Origin of the sequence: Rossellomorea yichunensis (assembly GCF_032337515.1) — a bacterium.
Lineage (GTDB): Bacteria > Bacillota > Bacilli > Bacillales > Bacillaceae_B > Rossellomorea > Rossellomorea yichunensis.
Genome location: NZ_JAVYAD010000011.1, coordinates 2,824 through 21,026, shown reverse-complemented (window position 1 = coordinate 21,026; position 18,203 = coordinate 2,824). Strand labels below are relative to the sequence as shown.

The window sequence follows — 18,203 nt, the reverse complement described above, 5'->3', positions numbered from 1 at the left end:
TTCTTTTTCAGAAAAAAGAATTATTTTTTTAGTTACTTTATTTTCTTGCACACCTTGAAGCTCTGTCAAGAAAATTCTGTTAAAGATGGTGAGGGGAACTGCGCAGACTCCTGCGGAAGTACGGGCGTGCCGAGACCCCGGAAGCGAAGCTGAGGAGGCTCGGCCGAACGTCCGCGGAAAGCGGAGCAGTTCCCCTCACCATCCAGCATAGGCTGGTTGACAGAGCCCTGGCAGATTCTATGGTAGAAAACAACAATATTTGCGAAAAGAGCCTTTTATATAGAGAGGGACGGACCTCCATTCATTTCATTCTCCAACTCCATTTATGGTACAATCAGTAGAGTCTTAAAAAGGAATTCGTAAAGGAAGATATACGTGAGTAAAAAAGCACCAGTTCAAAAAAATGATTATATAGATGAAGCAGTATTTGAAGACTTAACCCATGATGGGAATGGCGTGATGAAGGTTGATGGTTATCCGTTATTCGTCCCCAATGCCCTACCTGGTGAGGAAGGGAAGGTTAAAGTCGTGAAACCGGGTAAAGGCTATGGATTTGGTCGTCTGACAGAGCGAACCAAGGAAAGCCCGTTTCGCCAGGAGCCTCCATGCCCGATCTACAAAGAATGCGGTGGCTGCCAAATTCAGCACATGACCTATGAAGGACAGCTGCAGGCAAAAGAAAAAAATGTCCATGATGTCTTGCAACGCATCGGAAAGCTCCATGACGTAAGCGTTCACCCGGTTCTCGGAATGGAAGAACCATGGCGCTACCGCAACAAAGCCCAAGTGCCTGTAGGGGAAAAAGACGGACGCTTTGTAGCTGGCTTCTATCAAAAACGAAGCCACGAAATCATCGATATGGATAAATGTATCATCCAGTATGAAAAAAATGATGAAGTGATTCAGCATGTGAAGGATATATGCGAGAAACTGGAGGTCCGTCCCTATGATGAGAAAAATCATAAGGGGACTCTTCGTCATATTATGACCCGGACGGCGTATACGACGGGAGAAGTGATGGTCGTATTGGTCACTCGTACGCCGGAACTTCCTCATAAGAATGCAATCACCGAAGCGCTTGTCGAGAATATTGAAGGATTAAAATCGATTGTTCATAACGTGAATCCTAAAAAAACAAATGTCATCATGGGAGATTCTACACGCGTCCTGTGGGGGGAAGAAGTGATCCATGACTATATCGGGGACGTGAAGTTTGCGATTTCGGCAAGATCCTTCTATCAGGTTAACCCTGAGCAGACGAAGGTACTTTATGAAAAAGCTTTGGAGTATGCCGATTTACAAGGAGAAGAAACGGTCATTGATGCGTATTGCGGGATTGGAACGATATCCTTATTCCTTGCCCAAAAGGCTAAGAAGGTATATGGAGTTGAAATCGTCCCACAGGCGATTGAAGATGCGAAGAAGAATGCCGAGTTAAATGACATGACCAATGTAGAGTTTGAAGCAGGACCTGCAGAAGTCGTCATTCCCACATGGTATAAAGATGGAATCAGAGCCGACGTCCTGGTAGTGGATCCTCCACGAAAGGGCTGCGATGAAGCGCTTCTGAATACCATACTGGCAATGAAACCAAAACGGGTGGTTTATGTATCCTGTAACCCTGCAACACTTGCCCGTGATCTTAGAATTTTAGAGGATGGCGGGTACAAGACAATCGAGGTCCAGCCTGTTGATATGTTTCCGCAAACGATGCACTGTGAAGCCGTTGCGAAGATTGAGTTAGTAGAATAAGCGAGGAAGAAAGCCGATGTATCTCACAATTAAAGAAACAGCCGAATATCTGGCACTGCCGGAATCGTATATTGAAAGCCTCATTCAGCAAAATAGAATACGGGCGGTCCACGACGGAGATCAATATTTAATATACCGGGACCAATTCAATCAGCATCTGGAGCAAATGGAAAAAATGAAGCGTCAGCTTGCTGAATACTTAAGTGAACCGATTCCGGAAGATATCGATGTGAAGGATGAAGACTAGCCTTCCGGAAAACACCTAATGAAACGGGGAAATACAATGAGCGGACAACAACGATCCAATATCAAACAGGGTCTTGAAGTGGATATCGTCCTGAAAAAAGACCAAAGAACAAACAAGCTTACACGTGGGATTGTTAAAGATATTTTAACCAATTCACCGAATCATCCCCACGGCATCAAAGTCCGGTTAGAAGATGGACAAGTTGGGCGAGTGAAGAATATTATTCAGTAGTGTAAGGAGAGAGGCCTTTAGGGGTCTCTTTTTTTATTTAGTTTTCTATTGATGGAGGTACTAAGGGCGTATCCACAACATGGGTTAAGAAAAAGACCTCGACCCAAAACGGATCGAGGTCCTTCCTTTACACTTAACTAAACAATTGTGGAATGCCTTTAATTAATGAGTATACACCCATGTAAGACATGGCCACGACAATCAATCCACCGAAAATGGTCATCCAGATCGGGTGCTTGTAATCACCGACGATTTTGGTTTTATGAGCGGCGATAAGCATAACTCCTAGTGCTATTGGCAAAATCAATCCATTAAGTGCACCCACAAGGATTAAAATCGCAACAGGCTTACCTACAATGACGAATACTAGTGTTGAAACGGTAATGAACCCCACAATTAGCCACTTATGATATTTCTCCAATAGTGGGCTGAACGTTCGAATGAAGGATACCGATGTATATGCAGCGCCCACAACGGATGAAACAGCAGCTGACCACATGACAATCCCGAACATCTTGTACCCTATATCACCTGCAGCCAGTTGGAATACAGAGGCTGGCGGGTTGGAAGAGTCCAATTGCAGACCTTGTGACACAATTCCTAAAGCAGCAAGGAAAAGGAAGATACGCATGATGGATGCGATACCGATGGCGGATACTGAGCTTTTCGTGATCTCAGGAAGTGCCTGTTTCCCTGTTATTCCGGCTTCTAGTAACCGGTGACCACCGGCGAATGTGATATATCCACCAACGGTTCCGCCTACGAGCGTAATGATGGCTAGAAAATCAATGGTGTCTGGTGCAAATGTTTTCGTAACAGCTTCTCCTACAGGAGGATTTGCTGTAAACATCACGTACACTGTAAGGATAATCATGAGTAACCCGAGGATCTGGGCGAACTTGTCCATTAATCTACCGGCTTCTTTCACCAGGAAGATTCCTACTGCGACAATTCCACTGAATAATGCGCCCACTTCAGGTGAAATACCAAACAGGACATTCGTACCTAGTCCAGCTCCGGCAATATTTCCAATATTAAAGGCCAATCCGCCCAGCACAATTAGGATGGCAAGGAAGTAGCCTAATCCCGGCAAGACATCGTTGGCAATATCCTGAGCCCTTTTTTCAGAAATGGCAATGATGCGCCATATATTAAGCTGGGCACCAATGTCAATGAGGATTGAAACAAGAATGACGAAACCAAAGCTTGCCGCCAGGGTTTGGGTAAATACGGTTGTTTGAGTCAGGAAGCCTGGTCCGATGGCGGATGTAGCCATTAAGAACGCAGCTCCCAACAATACGCTGAAATTTGATTTTTTCTTCAAGAAATTCGCTCCTTTGCTGTCATGTGAATTGCTGCTTAGTTGAATTTCAAGGAGATCCCTTGATTTAAATGCCTTAGTTGCCGTTCGCGATCTATGTAGAGTTCCTGGGCTTTTTCATGAGAAATCATCGTAAAGGTCAACTCTTCTCCAGGCTTTGCCTGAGCAATCAAAGGAAGATCCACTGACGCAATCTGACCGATTCTTGGGTAGCCTCCAGTTGTTTGCCGATCCGCTAACAGAACAATCGGCTTCCCATTCGAAGGAACCTGAATCGTCCCAAAGGCAACCGCCTCTGAAATCATATCAAAATCCTTCTCAAGATGGAGGGACGGACCTTCCAAACGGTAGCCCATGCGATCTGATTGAGCAGACACTTTAAAGGGTTCATTGAAAAAGTGTTCCCGGCTTTCTGCTGAAAATGAATCGTACTCGGACCCGGTCATCACTCGAATCGTTTTCTTCTGTTGATAAGCCGAGATGAATTCAGAAGAAATCGACCAATCAATTTCCGTGAAATCATTGTTCTCTAAATAGGGAAGTAAATAGTCGATCATATTTTCAGATTCCTTCGAAAGCCTTCCGGATTTCAGTTTGTCACCTTCTTTTAAAGAACGACCATTCAATCCTCCAATCCCTGCTCTTACGTAAGTTGACTTGCTGTTCATCACCGTTGCTACATTGAATCCACCTGCAATTGCAAGGTAACTGCGGCAGCCGCTCTTGCATGCCCCGAATTTAAGAATGCTTCCAGCTTTGATCAATAGTGATCTCCTTAAAGGAACCGGCTTCCCGTCAATGGTTGGGGATAAGTCCCCTCCACAAATCGATATAAGGCAGGTTTCCTGGAACTCAAGCATTGGACCCATAAGTGTCATTTCAAGAGTGGCATCGTTTTCATCATTCCCTACCAGCAGGTTAGAGATTTTATGGGCAAGTGGATCCATACTTCCACTCACGATGACGCCATATTTTTGATAGCCATACCTTCCAAGGTCCTGAATCGTTGAAAGGAGGCCCGGTTTCATTACATTAATCATTGTTCCTCCTCCAATGCTTTATATTCTTCAAATGAAATGGGAGTGAAACGAATTCGATCACCTGCTTTTAGTAAGCTTGGTGAGTCGTCGTTATTTGGTTTGAATAATTTTAAGGGGGTTCGACCAATCAGCTGCCACCCTCCTGGTGTTTCGATCGGGTATACGCCTGTTTGTTCTCCGGCAATTCCAACTGAGCCAGCCGGGATCTTGAGGCGGGGTGATTCCCTTCTCGGTGTCGCAATATCCGGGGACATGCCTCCGATATAAGGGAATCCCGGGGCGAATCCAATCATGTATACGAGGTAGTCACCATTGGAATGTTTCGCGATGACTTCTTCGATAGACATGTGATTGTGGTTCGCGACATCTTCAAGGTCTGGTCCGAATTCTCCACCGTAGCAGACGGGAATGTCGACGATTCGGGAATTTGATTGTTCTAAGATTGTAAGTTGGGAAAGCATATGGTCAATTTCTGAACAGACAATTTTGTACGGTAATGTACTCTGAAAAGGTTTGTAAGATTCTATGATTCTGATTGGGTCGTAATAAAGTGTGACGGTTGTAAATGCCGGTATGTATTCAACAAGCCAGTCGATTGTCCGGGTTTCAAAAAAGGTGGTGACGGCTTTAACCTTTTCGTGTGTTTCTTGCTGAATTGAATTTCCTAATTGTATAACGACGGCATGATCGCCCAATGGTCGTAACGTATAATTCAAAGAACTACCTCCATTCTAATTGTATGATTATAAAAAATATAAAATAATTATGTATGAGTAGGCGTGCAAATAAGATTATTCAGAAATTTAAGCCATGTTGTTATTATAGTATAATTCTTTGTCTTTTCAATAAAAGGTTGGGAATTAGATGGTTATTCCAAGAATTATGGTGTGTGAGGGGCTGGTTATTCTGCATTTGTTTTTTTGGCTCGTTCGAGTGAAACATTCGTTTCACTCGCCTTTCAGCTAGCGCCTGTCCTTCTCTACCCGGAATGAGCCAAAAAAACAGTCAGTATTACTTTCCCTATATTCACTTAAATTCAATCATAAAAAAATCACGCGTTTCATTGTGCAATATTTGTAAAAAACTAGCATGTTTTCACGGTTGTAAATCGTATCGCAATTGTGTTTTATGTGCTATTATTTAGTAATGCGAAATATTATCCTCCTTAATGTATTGGGAGGATTATTGATAGATGGTGAAAGGGGGTTTTCTTATGGATAAGGTAAAGGATCCTTTATGGACGAGGTCTTTTATTATGTTGATGGTAGGAAACTTGTTTGTGTTTATGTCGTTTCAAATGCTGATACCGACGCTTCCGCCTTATATAAAGTCGATCGGGGCTTCAGGTTTGGAAATTGGATTAGTGACGACGTTATTTTCGATAGGTGCAGTGTTAAGCAGGCCGTTCATTGGGTTTATGCTTGAATACAGGGACAGGAAACCTCTTGTTTTAATAGGTGGAATCTCGTTATTATTGATCACGGTGATTTATCCATTGTCCAGTGTGGTATTCATCTTTCTTTTATTCAGGTTTGTACACGGGTTGGCATGGGGATGGTCTACAACTGTGAATGGGACGGCAGCCGTGGATGTGGTGCCGAAATCACGTTTAGGTGAAGGAATGGGATATTACGGATTGTCGATTACGATTGGAATGATTATAGCTCCAAGTCTCGGGATATATTTATTTCAGGTAACGACCTTCACAAATCTGATCATTACTTCCAGTGCACTGGGTGTTATCGCGGTTATCTTGTTAGGTGTCGTTCATTACCGTACACCTCAAGTCGTCAAAGAAACGAAAAAGGAAGACTTGAAGTTTTCCTATCTGGGTTCATTAGTTGAAAAATCCAGCTGGTTTCCAGCGTTCATTACGATCATGGTGACCTTTGGTTACGGGTCGATCGTTACCTTTATCGTCATCTTTGGGGAAGAACGTGGAATCCAGCATATCTTCTTATTCTATTTATGTAATGCAATCATGGCGTCCCTATCACGACCGATTGCCGGGAAATGGTTTGATGAACGCGGACCTAAGGGGCTTGTTCTCTTTTGTATCGTGATTACCTTTATCGGTATGTGGGTATTATCCTATGCTCATTCTGATTTCCTCATCATCGTATCAGGTATTTTGTTTGGAGTTGGATTTGGATCTCTTATTCCAACACTCCAATCCTGGACTTTGTCATTAACTCCTGACAATAGAAGGGGAGTGGCCAATGGGATGTTCTTCTCGTCCATTGATCTTGGAATCGGCTTAAGCGGCTTAGTATTCGGAGTGCTTGCACAATATGTGGAGACGGGTGTTTTATTCCAGATCTCAAGCTTATTCCTGCTCATTGCTTTAGTTGTAGCGATACTGGAAGGACGCAAACAAAAAAAGTTTGTTCACCAGACATCCGCCTAGTTTGATGGCTGAACAATGGTGGTAAGTAAAAAGGACTATCTGTTTTTGAGGGCGCATGCCGCCTTTAGTAACGGGTAGTCCTTTCTTCTGTAATGGAAGTGATCCCTAAGCATCACGGCAGAAAGTATCAATCGGAAATTGAAAAGGAAATGAAATTTTATCCCAAGGAAATTCTGTTAGAATGATAGAAATAGACTAGTCTGTGAGGTTCCTTGAACAGGGGGATCCACATATAACGGAGGACATTATGACAGAAGAAAAATTACTAATGGAAAAGTCATTCTATGGAACTTTTTTAGTAGACTATGACACGAACCGTCATCCAATTGAAGTGCTTGGTCAAGCTTTTGTAGAAGAGCAGCAAAATGAACCGTATGATTTAACGTTCATACGCTATGCACAGGGTGAGGTCTATTTTCATAGCAAGGACTATGAAGCGGCTATTTTCAAATGGGAAAGCATCCAGAACGAATTAGAACCTTGGGCAAAGAAGAATATCGCGGATTCTTACTATGAGCTTGGGTTGTTATCGTCAGCTGAGGATGTCTATACAGCTATCCAAACGGAAAGCACGATTTTAACGCTGGAAGTATCCCTGCAGCTATTCTCACTTTATATCGAACGAAATAAGATCCAGTCAGCATATCGTACCATCGACAAAGCATTGACGATCGATCCGGACTATCCCAACGTAACTGAACTCGCCCGGACTTTTTATGAAGAACAAGAGGACTGGAATAAAGCCGTGGAACTGGCGGTTCAGGAATCGATCCGGACCCAGGATCCCGCTTGGTTCAAGATTCTGAGGGAATACGGGGATCAAGGTTATACAACATCCTTTGCGCCTACCTATTTCTACGATTTATTGATTGCGGTTTATGAAAAGGATCGTAAACAATTCAAGGATCTCGTGTCTTCTCTATGGACAAGTTACAGAAGCAATCCGGTCGCCCATATTGAATGGATGCTGACGGTAAATACAATCTTTGAATATGTAGAAATACTCCCGAACGAATCATGGGAGGACATCCTATCCCAATTCCAGGAAGCATACGTAGGATTCCTTGAAGGCAACTACTTAGTGAAAGACCTGGAAGGCTTTATGCCAAGCATGCTGAGCAATTGGCTCAAAGTGAGCAGGGATCATCAACCACTTTTCCCGGCAGCTGCCGTTTTAGCCTGGAACGATGTCTTTTCGTACAGCATTGAACAGATGGTGACGGATGAAGCGGAAATGATCCTGCTTGAAGGAGATTCCTATCAAGCCCGCTTTGAAGACATTATCCTGTTCTTAAATAAAATTATTGATTGGTCAGAACGAAATGATGCTTCTGTAGGGTATAAAACTAAATGGATTGCGGAGCAGTTAATGGATCTGAGTGAACACCATTTATTAATCGCAGGGAGTGGCTCAAGCGGAAAGTCTTCCTTCGTTCAATCCGTTTTAGGTGAGAGCGTCGGTGAGGCTGAAGACTCCACCATCATTTATAGCTATCATGATCAGCAGGTAGAAGTGAAGGAGATTCACGATCATGGAGTTCACAAAGTAGAGAGCATCGCTGATTTTGAAGAACTGATGCAAAGAGAAGCATTCGTGGAATATAAACTCCCGTCTGAGTTCCTTAAGAAAAACAGAAGTGCCATCATTGACGTTCAAACCGGCCAAAGGCATCTGGATGATCTGACAGCCTTTTATCCTGTAGCTGATGGATTACTGTATGTATTGAATGCCGATGCCCCGTTTAATGCAGAGGACAGACAAACCTTAAGAAAATTAACGGAGATCGGACAGCCTGTGAACGTACATTTCTTATTAAATAAGATGGACAAGGTATCTCACTCTGACCGTACAGAAGAGATTATTGAATCAGCACGAAACAAAGCCCGGGAATGGTTCCCGGACGCAGAGGTGCTACCATATTCATCCCTGGAAGCCGTTCATTTGCAGCGACAGGATGTTCAGTCCTTCCTGAAGAAACAGTATATGGTGAATGGAAACGTGCTCAAAGGGGAACGTGGGGCCAAGTTATTTTATCTGGTCAGAAAAACTTTAAGAGATCTTTACTCAAAACGTAAGAATCGTGAAAATGAACTGAAAGAGACTATCGAGAAGAATGAAGATATCCTGACACGTTTGAACGGCTTTGAAAACTACTTAAGTGACATGCAAAGCGATAAGGTATCAGTCATTAAGGATTCTTTCCATAAGAAGAAAGAAGCGATGAAGAAGGAAATCTCTGAGAAAATCCCCGGTATCCTTAGCGGCTGTTCTGATCTGATCAGTGAAGAAAGTGATTTCAAACAGATCCATACAGAGTTAAATGAAGCGATGAATACGCGGATTCAAGGGTATATCCAAGATGATCTCATGCCCCGTTATGTCAAATCCCTTGAGGAGTGGCTTGGCTTTTCAAAGCAGGAGCTTCAAGACAGTCAGAACTATTTAAATGAGATGAGTGAAACCTTCAACGAGTTATTCGGGAAGGATAAAGTCATTTTACAATGTGATTTCCAAGTAATGGACGACTGGCGCCGGGATGTAAACCGAATGGGAACGAGAGCCCAGATTGATAAAGAGAATATTCTCTTGCGCTTTAAACCGGCTCAGTTCCTATTAAAAAGTGCCGGAAAGCTCTTAGGTGTATTGCCTCAGAATAAGTCGTTACTCTACAATCAATACAAGCGCTACCTGGAGAACGAAGATTACCAGGATATCACGGCATCTGTCGTCAATAAATTTTTCCTTCAGTTTGATTTGTTCGAAAAATCACTGCAGCAGGATGTTCACTCTTTCTTCGCAGAGCCATTTAAACAATTGGGCGTCACGATTAAAGATACAGAAACAGATATTGCAAGCGACAAAGAAACGTTAAAGAAAATGAAAGCAAATCCGGAGCGATATTTCGACCCGATCACTTTATTCGAAGTGAAACTGCTTCAACATGAATATATGGTGAAAGCGAGTTATAAAGCTTCACATCATTATTCATAATAAAAAAAGACTGATTCTGAAGGGGGTGCCCTGCGAGAATCAGTCTTTTTATATTGCCCTTTTCGCAATGATTGTTGTTTTTTAACATAAGCTCTGCAAGGCTCTGTCTATTAGTGTGTGCTCGATGGTGAGGGGAACTGCTCCGCTTGCAGCTAGCGTTCGGCCGAGCCTCCTCAGCTTAGCCGAACGGGGTCTCGGCACGCCCAAAATCCGCCGGAGTCTGCGCAGTTCCCCTCACCATATTTAACAGAATTTTCTTGACAGAGCTTCGAGGTGTGCAAGAAAACAAAGAAGCCAAAAAAATTCTTCTTTCTTAAAAGGTAAATCAATCTCTACTTACCTTAAATGAGATTGTTTGCTAAAATTCTTGTTTTTATTGTTTTCCATTAAGGATACATGCTCAGAAAGTTGATTGGAGCGGAAGGAGGCTCACCGCCAGCCCCGCGGAAAGCGAGCATCCTGTAGCGGAAATCAACTATTACTTTCTCTTCTACAATAGCAACATACATTATGAAATGAGCCTTTTATTTTGCGTCCATCTTCCTACACATGCAAAAATTCGCTATTTTCCTGAATTACATCTGCAATGATTCGCTCGAGGGAATTTTCAGTATGGATATTGGAAAAATCCAATCCTAAATGGATGGCTGTCTGAGCTACTTCCGGACGAATCCCGGTGATGACGCTCTTCACTCCAAGTAGATTTAAGGCATCGATGAGATGGAAGATTTGCTGGGCGACCATGGTATCAACCAATACCACTCCGGATAAGTCGATGATCAACATGGATAAATGGGCATCGGCACTTTGTTGAAGGGTTGATTCTAATATCGTACGGGCACGTGTCGTATCAATATCTCCAATGATAGGCAGAAGTCCTACCTCTGAAGTTAAAGAAATGACCGGTGTACTTAATTCCTTAATCAGGGTAGACTGTGCCTGGAGTCGATTCATTAATATGTTCAAGAACGTGGAAGTGAACGTTTCTAACACATAATCCAATGCGAAATTGATCTTTCGTTCCCACTCAAATACTTCTTTCAACGGGATGTTTACGTTCGATTCTTCCACAAACTTTTCAACATACGTCCAATACACTCTTCTGAACACACCAGAGTTACGAACAACCTCATCCAAGGTCGTATTGGATTTACTGCGATGGGCAGCGGTTTCCCGGGTCCAGTTATAGATCACTTCCTTTGACTCTTCTTGAGAAAGTAACAGACACATGGCGATGATCTTCACATAATTAGAGTTTTGTTCTTTTATTTTGTTGAGTACCTCTGTCGGAGAATCAGGAGAATAGTGAGATCCGGATTTTAAATTCTGGAACTTCAACCAGTCTTCAGTGAAATCTAAGGCATGATCAACTAAGTATTTATATAAATCAGACGAATGTGTATCCATAAACTCTCCCTTTAAACTTGGCTTATACTCTTATTTTGAAACCTATAGTGGAGACTGTCAATGTTAAAGATAGAAATGACGAAAAAACATATAAATTAAATACTTCTTTTGATATGCAAAAAATACACAAAAAAATTGTTACTAGTAGATAAGGATTAGTCTGAATACTGTAAATCTTCTAAAATTTATTGGTTTTCTAGTAAAATATATGTATAATTATAATTATTAGAAAATACAAACTATTTTAGGGGGCCAATGATGAAGAAGAAAGTAAGAGGATTAATTCTAGTATTAATGATTGGAATGGCAGCAATCATGACTGCCTGTGGAAGTGAAGAAGCAAGCGGAGATAAAAAAGAAAAGCTTGTAGTGGGCACCGATGCAGCCTTTGCTCCATTTGAATATATGGATAAAGGGGAAATCGTCGGTTTTGATATCGACTTTTTAGAGGCCGTCATGAAAGAAGCCGGCTATGAGTACGAAGTAAAGAACATTGGATGGGATCCGTTATTTGCAGCAGTTCAAGGTGGAAAGGAAGTCGATATGGGGATTTCCGGGATCACCATCAATGATGACCGCAAAGAAACGTTTGATTTTTCCAATCCTTACTTTGAATCCACTCACATGATCATGTTTGGTGAAGGTGTGGATATCAAAAGTGCAGAGGACCTGAAAGGGCTGAAGATCGGTGTCCAAAATGGAACGACCGGTCAAGCGGCAGCAGAGAAAATAGTTGGGCAGAACAGCCCTGATATCTCTAAATACGAAAACAATGTAGTTGCCATTACAGCATTGAAGCAAGGTCAAGTCGATGCGGTTGTAACGGATAATACGGTTGTAAATGAATATGTGAAAAATAATCCGGATGACAATTTCAATACAGTTGAAGACCCTGAAAACTTCGAATCTGAATTTTATGGCTTAATGTTCCCTAAAGACAGCGAGCTGAAAGCTGATATCGATAAAGCGGTTAAAGAAGTGATTGAAAATGGTACTTATGCTGGGATTTACAAAGAATGGTTTGGTACAGAACCGAACACTGACGCTTTATTAGAGCAAGCAGAATAAGGGAACAAGGGGCGTAGTGAAAGTTTGGATGATCTTCTTTATCGATTTTAAAGAGGATGGTTCATTCTTCACCTGCCCCTTTTATATGAGTCTATTTACTACTATTGAGAAGGGAAGCGGCCTCACGCCGTTACCGGGACAAAAGGAGTCATGATATGCTGGATTTCAGATGGGACATTATTGGGGAATACTTACCTTTTTTTCTAAAGGGAGCACTATTAACAATCGGTTTATCGGTGGGAGCCATCTTTTTAGGCTTAATCTTCGGACTGCTGATGGGGATATTCAGAATTTCCCCTTACCTTCTCGTTCGAACACCTTTCATTTGGTACATAAACTTTTTTAGAGGTACGCCATTATTCGTACAGATCCTGCTCATTCACTTTGGTGTGATGCCAATGATCATGTCGGAAATTAATCCGGCTGTGTCTGCATTAGTGGCTCTATCGTTGAATGCCACTGCGTATATCGCCGAAATCTTCCGTGGGGGCATTCAATCCATTGACCGGGGGCAGATGGAAGCAGCCAGATCTTTGGGGATGACCAATATCCAGGCTATGAGGTACATCATCATCCCTCAGGCATTTAAGCGAATGATCCCACCACTTGGAAATGAATTTATCGTATTATTGAAAGACTCTTCCCTGGCAGCGGTCATTGCCGCTCCAGAGTTAATGTACTGGGGACGGGCCATGCAGGGGCAATATTATCGTGTATGGGAACCGTACCTGGCAGTCGCTATCATCTATTTAATCCTTACTCTATCTCTTACGTATCTACTAAACTATATTGAGCGGAGGATGGCAACCGAATGATTAAAGCAGTGAATCTTAAGAAGTCCTTTGGAGAATTAGAAGTATTGAAAGATATTAACGTCAATATCGAACCTCAAGAAGTAGTTGTAGTAATAGGGCCATCGGGTTCAGGGAAGTCAACGTTTCTGCGTTGCTTGAACCTTTTAGAATCGATTACCGATGGTCATGTCTATATTAAAGACCGGGATATAACGGCCAAACAAACAGATATCAATAAAGTAAGAACGGATGTGGGAATGGTTTTTCAACAATTTAACCTTTTCCCTCATAAAACCGTGATCCAGAACATTATGCTATCACCGATGAAGGTAAGAAAGTGGCAAAAGGATAAGGCGGAGAAGAAGGCATTAGAGTTACTTGATAAGGTGGGCCTCAAAGAAAAAGCGTACGTGTACCCTGACTCCTTATCAGGCGGGCAGAAGCAGCGCGTCGCCATTGCGAGGGCACTTGCCATGGAGCCTGAAATCATGCTCTTCGATGAGCCGACTTCAGCCCTGGATCCCGAAATGGTGGGAGAGGTGCTGGAAGTAATGAAACAACTGGCGAAGGAAGGCATGACCATGGTGGTCGTAACCCATGAAATGGGATTCGCCAGAGAAGTCGGGGACCGGGTCATCTTTATGGACGGCGGATATATCGTGGAGGAGAACAGACCGTCTGAGCTTTTTGGTAATCCAAAACATGAACGAACCCAGGCGTTTTTAAGTAAGGTACTATAATAGGTGAACAATTAAAGGAGCCTCTTAATCAAGGCTCCTTTTCCTATGCGGTATGTTTTGCATAAACGATCGAGTACAACTGCTTTCTTGCCCGGTGAAAACGGGTTTTGACGGTAGAAGGAGAGAGGTTCAGCTTTAAAGCAATCTCCCCATCACTAAGATCCTGTGCCACTTTCAATGACATGACTTCCTGCTGAGAAAGTGGTAGCCTCTTAATATTTTCCTGGATGCTGCTCTTAAGAAACTGTGCCTCAATTTCCATTTCCAGAGGGTTATCGCCCTGTATGGAATGAACCTGTTCATCATCTTCCATGCAGACTTCATTGCGTTTCGATTCTTTTCGGATAAAATCGATTGCTGTACATCTTGCGATTGAAGTTAGCCAGGGCTTCGTTTTCGTCACATCGAGTAAAGTATCCATCTTGATGTAGGCCTTAAGAAAGGTTTCTTGAACGATATCCTGTGATAGGTGAGCGTCCTTTGTAATCGTATAAGCGATATGATAGATCAGTGTATGAAATTGTTCATACATCTCCTCTAATGTGAGAGGAGATGATTGCATTTTTAATGTGTCCATATGGCTTCACCTCGACTTTCCATTGTCAATTTTTCGTTTTACTCTTCAGGAATGAAGGGGTATCTTCAGACTTTAACCCTCGCACTTCGACATTTCCGTGGGTTTTATACTTGATGAGCACCATATATTCATTGGTCATCTGGTTGTATACGAGTTGATCCATGATGGCTTCAACGTGTGTGGGATCCTCTATTTCAATTCCTTTGTTTTCTTTCTTTAACTCCAGGGCTTCGGTATCTGGATCCATGACGTTGAACAGACGGTTACGGTAACGCTCTTGATCGATCACGTACATCCACTCAACATCAGATGCAGCCATCCTTATATCTTCCAGGTAACCATTCTCCTGTAGCCAGGATTCGAATTTCTTATCGTTATTACGTACCCCGACATGGATCCATTGATTCTCTGAAAGAAGTAATTCAACGTTATAGAGGTTCACTCTGTCACGGTCATCAAACGTATCATTATAGGTTTCTTCTTTTAAAATCCCGATGGCTTCATTGATTTGTTCCGGATCGACAATGCTAATACTCTGTCTATTTCCCATATCAGAATATATCGATAGTTTGTCTACCTTGCTTGAATTAACTGAGAAGATCTGCTCCGTCGTTTCTTTATAATTTTTCATTTCATAAAGTGAAGCATACTGGGGTTTGAATTTGTCTATATTCACTTGATAGTTCCTCACCAGCTTACTGCCATCTTTCATTTTGTAATAGAAAAAGATTTGCTCGCTATCCTCAGGAGTTGCTTTGTTCTGATCTTGGTTGTTAACGATTTCTTCATGAAGATTCAGAACCGCTTCAATTGTTTTAGGTTTGCTTATAAATGGTTCTTCAATGAGTGATTCTGGATTGTCCGTCAAGGAATAATAGCTTGGGCTCACATGAACTTTTCCTATATCTTCCAGTTCAGGAATCTTCTTTTCATATTGAAATAAATCGAACTGAATGAATAAACCGATAAGAGAGATGGCCACGGCAAACCCGGCAAAGCCCTTCCAATGGCGGAACACTCTCCAATGTTTTTGTAAAACCATTTCTGCAAGATAATAGCCAATGAATGATCCTATAAAATAGCCGAATATGGTCCATCCCGTCTCTTGATAGATTCCATTAAAGTACATGCCGCCGACCAGCATGAAACAGAAAGCGACTCCATATTTGAACAGGGGGCGGAGGACAGGAAATACAATGGCAAGTGACGCTGCTTCTACTTTTCTCGTTTTATACAATACATACGATAAAACATAGAGTAGGAGAGTGATAGCTATGAACAGTGTCACATCTAATCCGGCAAAGATTTTATTCTCAAGATATACGGCCTTGATGACAGGGGAATATTGTTCAATTTTGATATTGAAAAAATAATCCTCTGGAAAACCGTATAAAAGATTTTTCAGGCTAAAGCATACGAGCATAAACATTCCAGCTGGTAATAAGAGCAGGATGTAAGTCATAGCTCCCTGTACAGCTGTCAGTCCTGTTATCATGGCTACAAAGGTAGCGGCTGTGAACAGAAGGATGTTCATTAGGATCGTGATGCCGCACCAGATGAAAATATCTTGAACATCAATAAATTGCTGAAGATCCGTAAATGAATAAAGGGAAAGTAAAATCGCTGTATTCAGTACAATTGGCAGGATGAGAATGACGAATCCTGTAACGGTAAAATGAAAAAATAATTTGCTGCGTGTCAGTGGAAGGCTATGCATGAAGTCTGCAGCCTGCTTTACATGTAAATATCGGAAAAGGAAAAGAGATAGAATGACTGGAACGAACAGCATCAAACCCATTTGGATCGGGTATTGCATTTTAAACAGGTTTTCATAAATGGCAACCGGATAGGGCTGATTGTCGTTAGATAGTTTACCGATAACGTCAACTGGCAAAGAAAAGAGAAGTCCGATAAAGTAAACGATCCCTACCCACCCAACATTCCGAAGGCTTTGAATGATGACTTCCTTATTGATCCATGATGTTTTGGATGGCATATCCGACGTCCTCCATTTCATAAACAAATATTTCCTCAAGGGTCAACGGTAACATATCGAAAATCACCGGATGATAAGGCTGGATCATGCTTCTCACATGTTGTTCGTCACCTCTTACGATGCAGAGGGACACGCTTCCCCTGGTCTCTTCGTGCAGAAGGTCAAGCTCAGTAAAGATCTTTTGAGGCATCTCGCCTTTGAAGGCCAACTGAATCTTATGAATCCCGGATTTCAAATCATCAAGCTCTTTCTCCAGTAAAAATCTTCCTTGATGCAAAATTCCGATATGATCACAAATATCTTCCACTTCACGCAGGTTATGAGAGGAGATAAGTAAAGTCATCTCCCGGTTTGCAACTTCTGTGATCAGTACGCTTTTTACCTTCTTACGAACGACAGGGTCTAATCCGTCTAGGGGTTCGTCCATAATGAGCACATCCGGCTGAGTTGATAATGCAAGAATGAAAGCTGCTTGACGTTGGACGCCTTTCGAAAATTTATGCAGCTTTTTGTGAGGATCTACCCCAAATAGGCCGGTTAGTGATTTATATTGATGCTCATCCCAACGGCTATAGGAGTTTTGATAAAATTTTGCCATTTGATTTAAGGTATAGTGAGCAAAGAAAAATGGTTGATCAGGAATGAATACCAAGGTTTCTTTCGTTGGGACATTCTCAAAGACCGGTTGATCTTTTAAATAAATGTCACCGCTTTCGGGCTTGAGAACCCCGGAAATGGATTTGAGTAGTGTCGTTTTTCCTGCACCATTCGATCCGAGCAATCCATAGATCGATCCTTTTTGAACAGAGAAGGAAACGTCATGAATGATTTTAGTACCTTCAAAGGATTTACTTAATGATTTAATCTCTATCATCAGCTTGATTCCCTCCTACCGATGCCTCGATGTCAGCAATCATCTGCTTTAAATCTTCAGGCGTGATTCCTAAATACAGTGCTTCAGACAATAGTTTAGACAACTCTTCTTTTACTTTCATGATTTTCTCCGCGTTTCGAATGTGACTTGATGGATTAACAAAGCTCCCCCGTCCTTTCACAGAATAAATGTACCCTTGGGTTTCAAGTTCCCTATAAGCTTTTTGGATTGTGTTTGGATTTATGGTCAGCTGCTGAGCCAAGGCACGAACGGAAGGCAATTGTTCGTCAGGCTTCAACACCTCATTAATGATTAACTCTTTTAATTTCTCGACTAATTGTTCATAAATGGGCTTTCGACTTCTTAAATCAAGCTCAAACATATCCACCCTCCCAACTGTATACAGTGTACTATGTGTCTTAATACAGTTAAAGTATATAACAACTTCTGGCAATTTGGGAAGAGGGGAAATGAAAAATATTTGATATGGGATGCAGTGCAAAAATTAAGATAAATGGCCAAGAAGGCAAAGGCCGCCTTCCAGGCCCATCCATCTTATGCTTGTCGGGGCTGAACGAGCCGCCTCCGCTTTTGGGTTCATCCAGCTCCGGCGGCTAGCCCCTCGAGGTCATAAGATAAATGGACCAAGAAGGCAAAGGGCGCCTTCCAGGCCCATTCACCTTATGCTTGTCGGGGCTGAACGAGCCGCCTCCGCTTTTGGGTTCATCCAGCTCCGGCGGCTAGCCCCTCGAGGTCA

The 18,203-nt window shown here is 42.3% G+C and carries 16 protein-coding genes; 8 read left to right on the top strand and 8 right to left on the bottom strand.

All coding sequences use genetic code 11. The annotated features are described in order from the left end of the window. The first annotated feature begins 375 nt into the window (after positions 1-375). The 3 genes from rlmD to RSX31_RS21735 are packed head-to-tail and all read left to right on the top strand — an operon-like array spanning position 376 to position 2,230. The gene (rlmD, locus tag RSX31_RS21745) at positions 376-1,752 is read left to right on the top strand and encodes a 23S rRNA (uracil(1939)-C(5))-methyltransferase RlmD (RefSeq protein ID WP_148995092.1); all 1,377 of its coding nucleotides are present in this window, start codon (positions 376-378) and stop codon (positions 1,750-1,752) included. A 16-nt stretch (positions 1,753-1,768) separates the two neighbouring features. Then, positions 1,769-1,999 (top strand): helix-turn-helix domain-containing protein, encoded by a 231-nt coding sequence (locus RSX31_RS21740; protein WP_315636003.1) that lies wholly within the window; start codon positions 1,769-1,771, stop codon positions 1,997-1,999. Positions 2,000-2,035: 36 nt separating this feature from the next. After that, positions 2,036-2,230, top strand: coding sequence for a YwbE family protein (locus RSX31_RS21735; RefSeq protein WP_044339059.1), 195 nt, complete (start codon positions 2,036-2,038; stop codon positions 2,228-2,230). 133 nt (positions 2,231-2,363) lie between these two features. Here the strand turns inward: RSX31_RS21735 and RSX31_RS21730 are convergent, their stop codons facing one another. Genes RSX31_RS21730 through pxpB form a run of 3 tightly spaced genes read right to left on the bottom strand, consistent with a single transcriptional unit; the run spans position 2,364 to position 5,307 of the window. Further along, complete coding sequence (locus RSX31_RS21730) at positions 2,364-3,554, bottom strand: NRAMP family divalent metal transporter (protein WP_315636002.1); 1,191 nt, start codon at positions 3,552-3,554, stop codon at positions 2,364-2,366. A 35-nt stretch (positions 3,555-3,589) separates the two neighbouring features. Then, the gene (locus RSX31_RS21725; RefSeq protein ID WP_315636001.1) at positions 3,590-4,591 is read right to left on the bottom strand and encodes a 5-oxoprolinase subunit C family protein; all 1,002 of its coding nucleotides are present in this window, start codon (positions 4,589-4,591) and stop codon (positions 3,590-3,592) included. Further along, positions 4,588-5,307 (bottom strand): 5-oxoprolinase subunit PxpB, encoded by a 720-nt coding sequence (gene pxpB, locus RSX31_RS21720; protein ID WP_315636000.1) that lies wholly within the window; start codon positions 5,305-5,307, stop codon positions 4,588-4,590. Before pxpB ends, RSX31_RS21725 begins: the two co-directional genes overlap by 4 nt. Before the next feature lie 497 nt (positions 5,308-5,804). Between pxpB and RSX31_RS21715 the strand changes: the two genes are divergently transcribed. Next, a complete protein-coding gene (locus RSX31_RS21715) occupies positions 5,805-6,998 on the top strand; it encodes an MFS transporter (protein ID WP_262371844.1) in 1,194 nt (397 codons plus the stop codon). 247 nt (positions 6,999-7,245) lie between these two features. Further along, positions 7,246-9,990 (top strand): GTP-binding protein, encoded by a 2,745-nt coding sequence (locus RSX31_RS21710; protein WP_315635999.1) that lies wholly within the window; start codon positions 7,246-7,248, stop codon positions 9,988-9,990. Between the two features lie 543 nt (positions 9,991-10,533). Here RSX31_RS21710 and RSX31_RS21705 read toward each other — a convergent pair. Beyond that, the gene (locus tag RSX31_RS21705) at positions 10,534-11,397 is read right to left on the bottom strand and encodes an STAS domain-containing protein (RefSeq protein ID WP_315635998.1); all 864 of its coding nucleotides are present in this window, start codon (positions 11,395-11,397) and stop codon (positions 10,534-10,536) included. A gap of 258 nt (positions 11,398-11,655) precedes the next feature. Here RSX31_RS21705 and RSX31_RS21700 point away from each other — a divergent pair, with 258 nt between their 5' ends. The 3 genes from RSX31_RS21700 (at position 11,656) to RSX31_RS21690 (ending at position 13,999) form a co-directional block, all read left to right on the top strand. Beyond that, complete coding sequence (locus tag RSX31_RS21700) at positions 11,656-12,465, top strand: basic amino acid ABC transporter substrate-binding protein (RefSeq protein ID WP_315635997.1); 810 nt, start codon at positions 11,656-11,658, stop codon at positions 12,463-12,465. Between the two features lie 158 nt (positions 12,466-12,623). Continuing rightward, positions 12,624-13,280, top strand: a complete 657-nt coding sequence (locus tag RSX31_RS21695; RefSeq protein ID WP_148968133.1) for an amino acid ABC transporter permease — start codon at positions 12,624-12,626, stop codon at positions 13,278-13,280. Beyond that, positions 13,277-13,999, top strand: coding sequence for an amino acid ABC transporter ATP-binding protein (locus RSX31_RS21690; RefSeq protein WP_315635996.1), 723 nt, complete (start codon positions 13,277-13,279; stop codon positions 13,997-13,999). The genes RSX31_RS21695 and RSX31_RS21690 overlap by 4 nt, the downstream gene beginning before the upstream one ends. A gap of 43 nt (positions 14,000-14,042) precedes the next feature. On the opposite strand, the gene RSX31_RS21685 is transcribed toward RSX31_RS21690, so the two are convergent. Genes RSX31_RS21685 through RSX31_RS21670 form a run of 4 tightly spaced genes read right to left on the bottom strand, consistent with a single transcriptional unit; the run spans position 14,043 to position 17,828 of the window. Beyond that, positions 14,043-14,576 (bottom strand): RNA polymerase sigma factor, encoded by a 534-nt coding sequence (locus RSX31_RS21685; protein ID WP_148995083.1) that lies wholly within the window; start codon positions 14,574-14,576, stop codon positions 14,043-14,045. Positions 14,577-14,601: 25 nt separating this feature from the next. Continuing rightward, on the bottom strand, positions 14,602-16,572 hold the full coding sequence (locus RSX31_RS21680; protein WP_148995082.1) for a DUF6449 domain-containing protein: 1,971 nt from the start codon (positions 16,570-16,572) through the stop codon (positions 14,602-14,604). Further along, entirely contained in the window at positions 16,544-17,446 is a 903-nt protein-coding gene (locus tag RSX31_RS21675; protein ID WP_148995081.1) for an ABC transporter ATP-binding protein, read from the bottom strand. The genes RSX31_RS21680 and RSX31_RS21675 overlap by 29 nt, the downstream gene beginning before the upstream one ends. After that, positions 17,433-17,828 carry a GntR family transcriptional regulator gene (locus RSX31_RS21670; RefSeq protein WP_148967241.1) on the bottom strand — a complete coding sequence of 132 codons (396 nt, stop codon included), beginning with the start codon at positions 17,826-17,828 and terminating at the stop codon, positions 17,433-17,435. Before RSX31_RS21670 ends, RSX31_RS21675 begins: the two co-directional genes overlap by 14 nt. Positions 17,829-18,203 lie beyond the last annotated feature (375 nt).

Excerpts from the sequence above, each read along its gene's own strand:
- RSX31_RS21740 (WP_315636003.1), top strand. The coding sequence starts at position 1,769 with ATGTATCTCACAATTAAAGAAACAGCCGAATATCTGGCACTGCCGGAA.
- RSX31_RS21735 (WP_044339059.1), top strand. The coding sequence starts at position 2,036 with ATGAGCGGACAACAACGATCCAATATCAAACAGGGTCTTGAAGTGGAT.
- RSX31_RS21725 (WP_315636001.1), bottom strand. The coding sequence starts at position 4,591 with ATGATTAATGTAATGAAACCGGGCCTCCTTTCAACGATTCAGGACCTT.
- RSX31_RS21715 (WP_262371844.1), top strand. The coding sequence starts at position 5,805 with ATGGATAAGGTAAAGGATCCTTTATGGACGAGGTCTTTTATTATGTTG.
- RSX31_RS21710 (WP_315635999.1), top strand. The coding sequence starts at position 7,246 with ATGACAGAAGAAAAATTACTAATGGAAAAGTCATTCTATGGAACTTTT.
- RSX31_RS21705 (WP_315635998.1), bottom strand. The coding sequence starts at position 11,397 with ATGGATACACATTCGTCTGATTTATATAAATACTTAGTTGATCATGCC.
- RSX31_RS21700 (WP_315635997.1), top strand. The coding sequence starts at position 11,656 with ATGAAGAAGAAAGTAAGAGGATTAATTCTAGTATTAATGATTGGAATG.
- RSX31_RS21690 (WP_315635996.1), top strand. The coding sequence starts at position 13,277 with ATGATTAAAGCAGTGAATCTTAAGAAGTCCTTTGGAGAATTAGAAGTA.
- RSX31_RS21685 (WP_148995083.1), bottom strand. The coding sequence starts at position 14,576 with ATGGACACATTAAAAATGCAATCATCTCCTCTCACATTAGAGGAGATG.
- RSX31_RS21680 (WP_148995082.1), bottom strand. The coding sequence starts at position 16,572 with ATGCCATCCAAAACATCATGGATCAATAAGGAAGTCATCATTCAAAGC.
- RSX31_RS21675 (WP_148995081.1), bottom strand. The coding sequence starts at position 17,446 with ATGATAGAGATTAAATCATTAAGTAAATCCTTTGAAGGTACTAAAATC.
- RSX31_RS21670 (WP_148967241.1), bottom strand. The coding sequence starts at position 17,828 with ATGTTTGAGCTTGATTTAAGAAGTCGAAAGCCCATTTATGAACAATTA.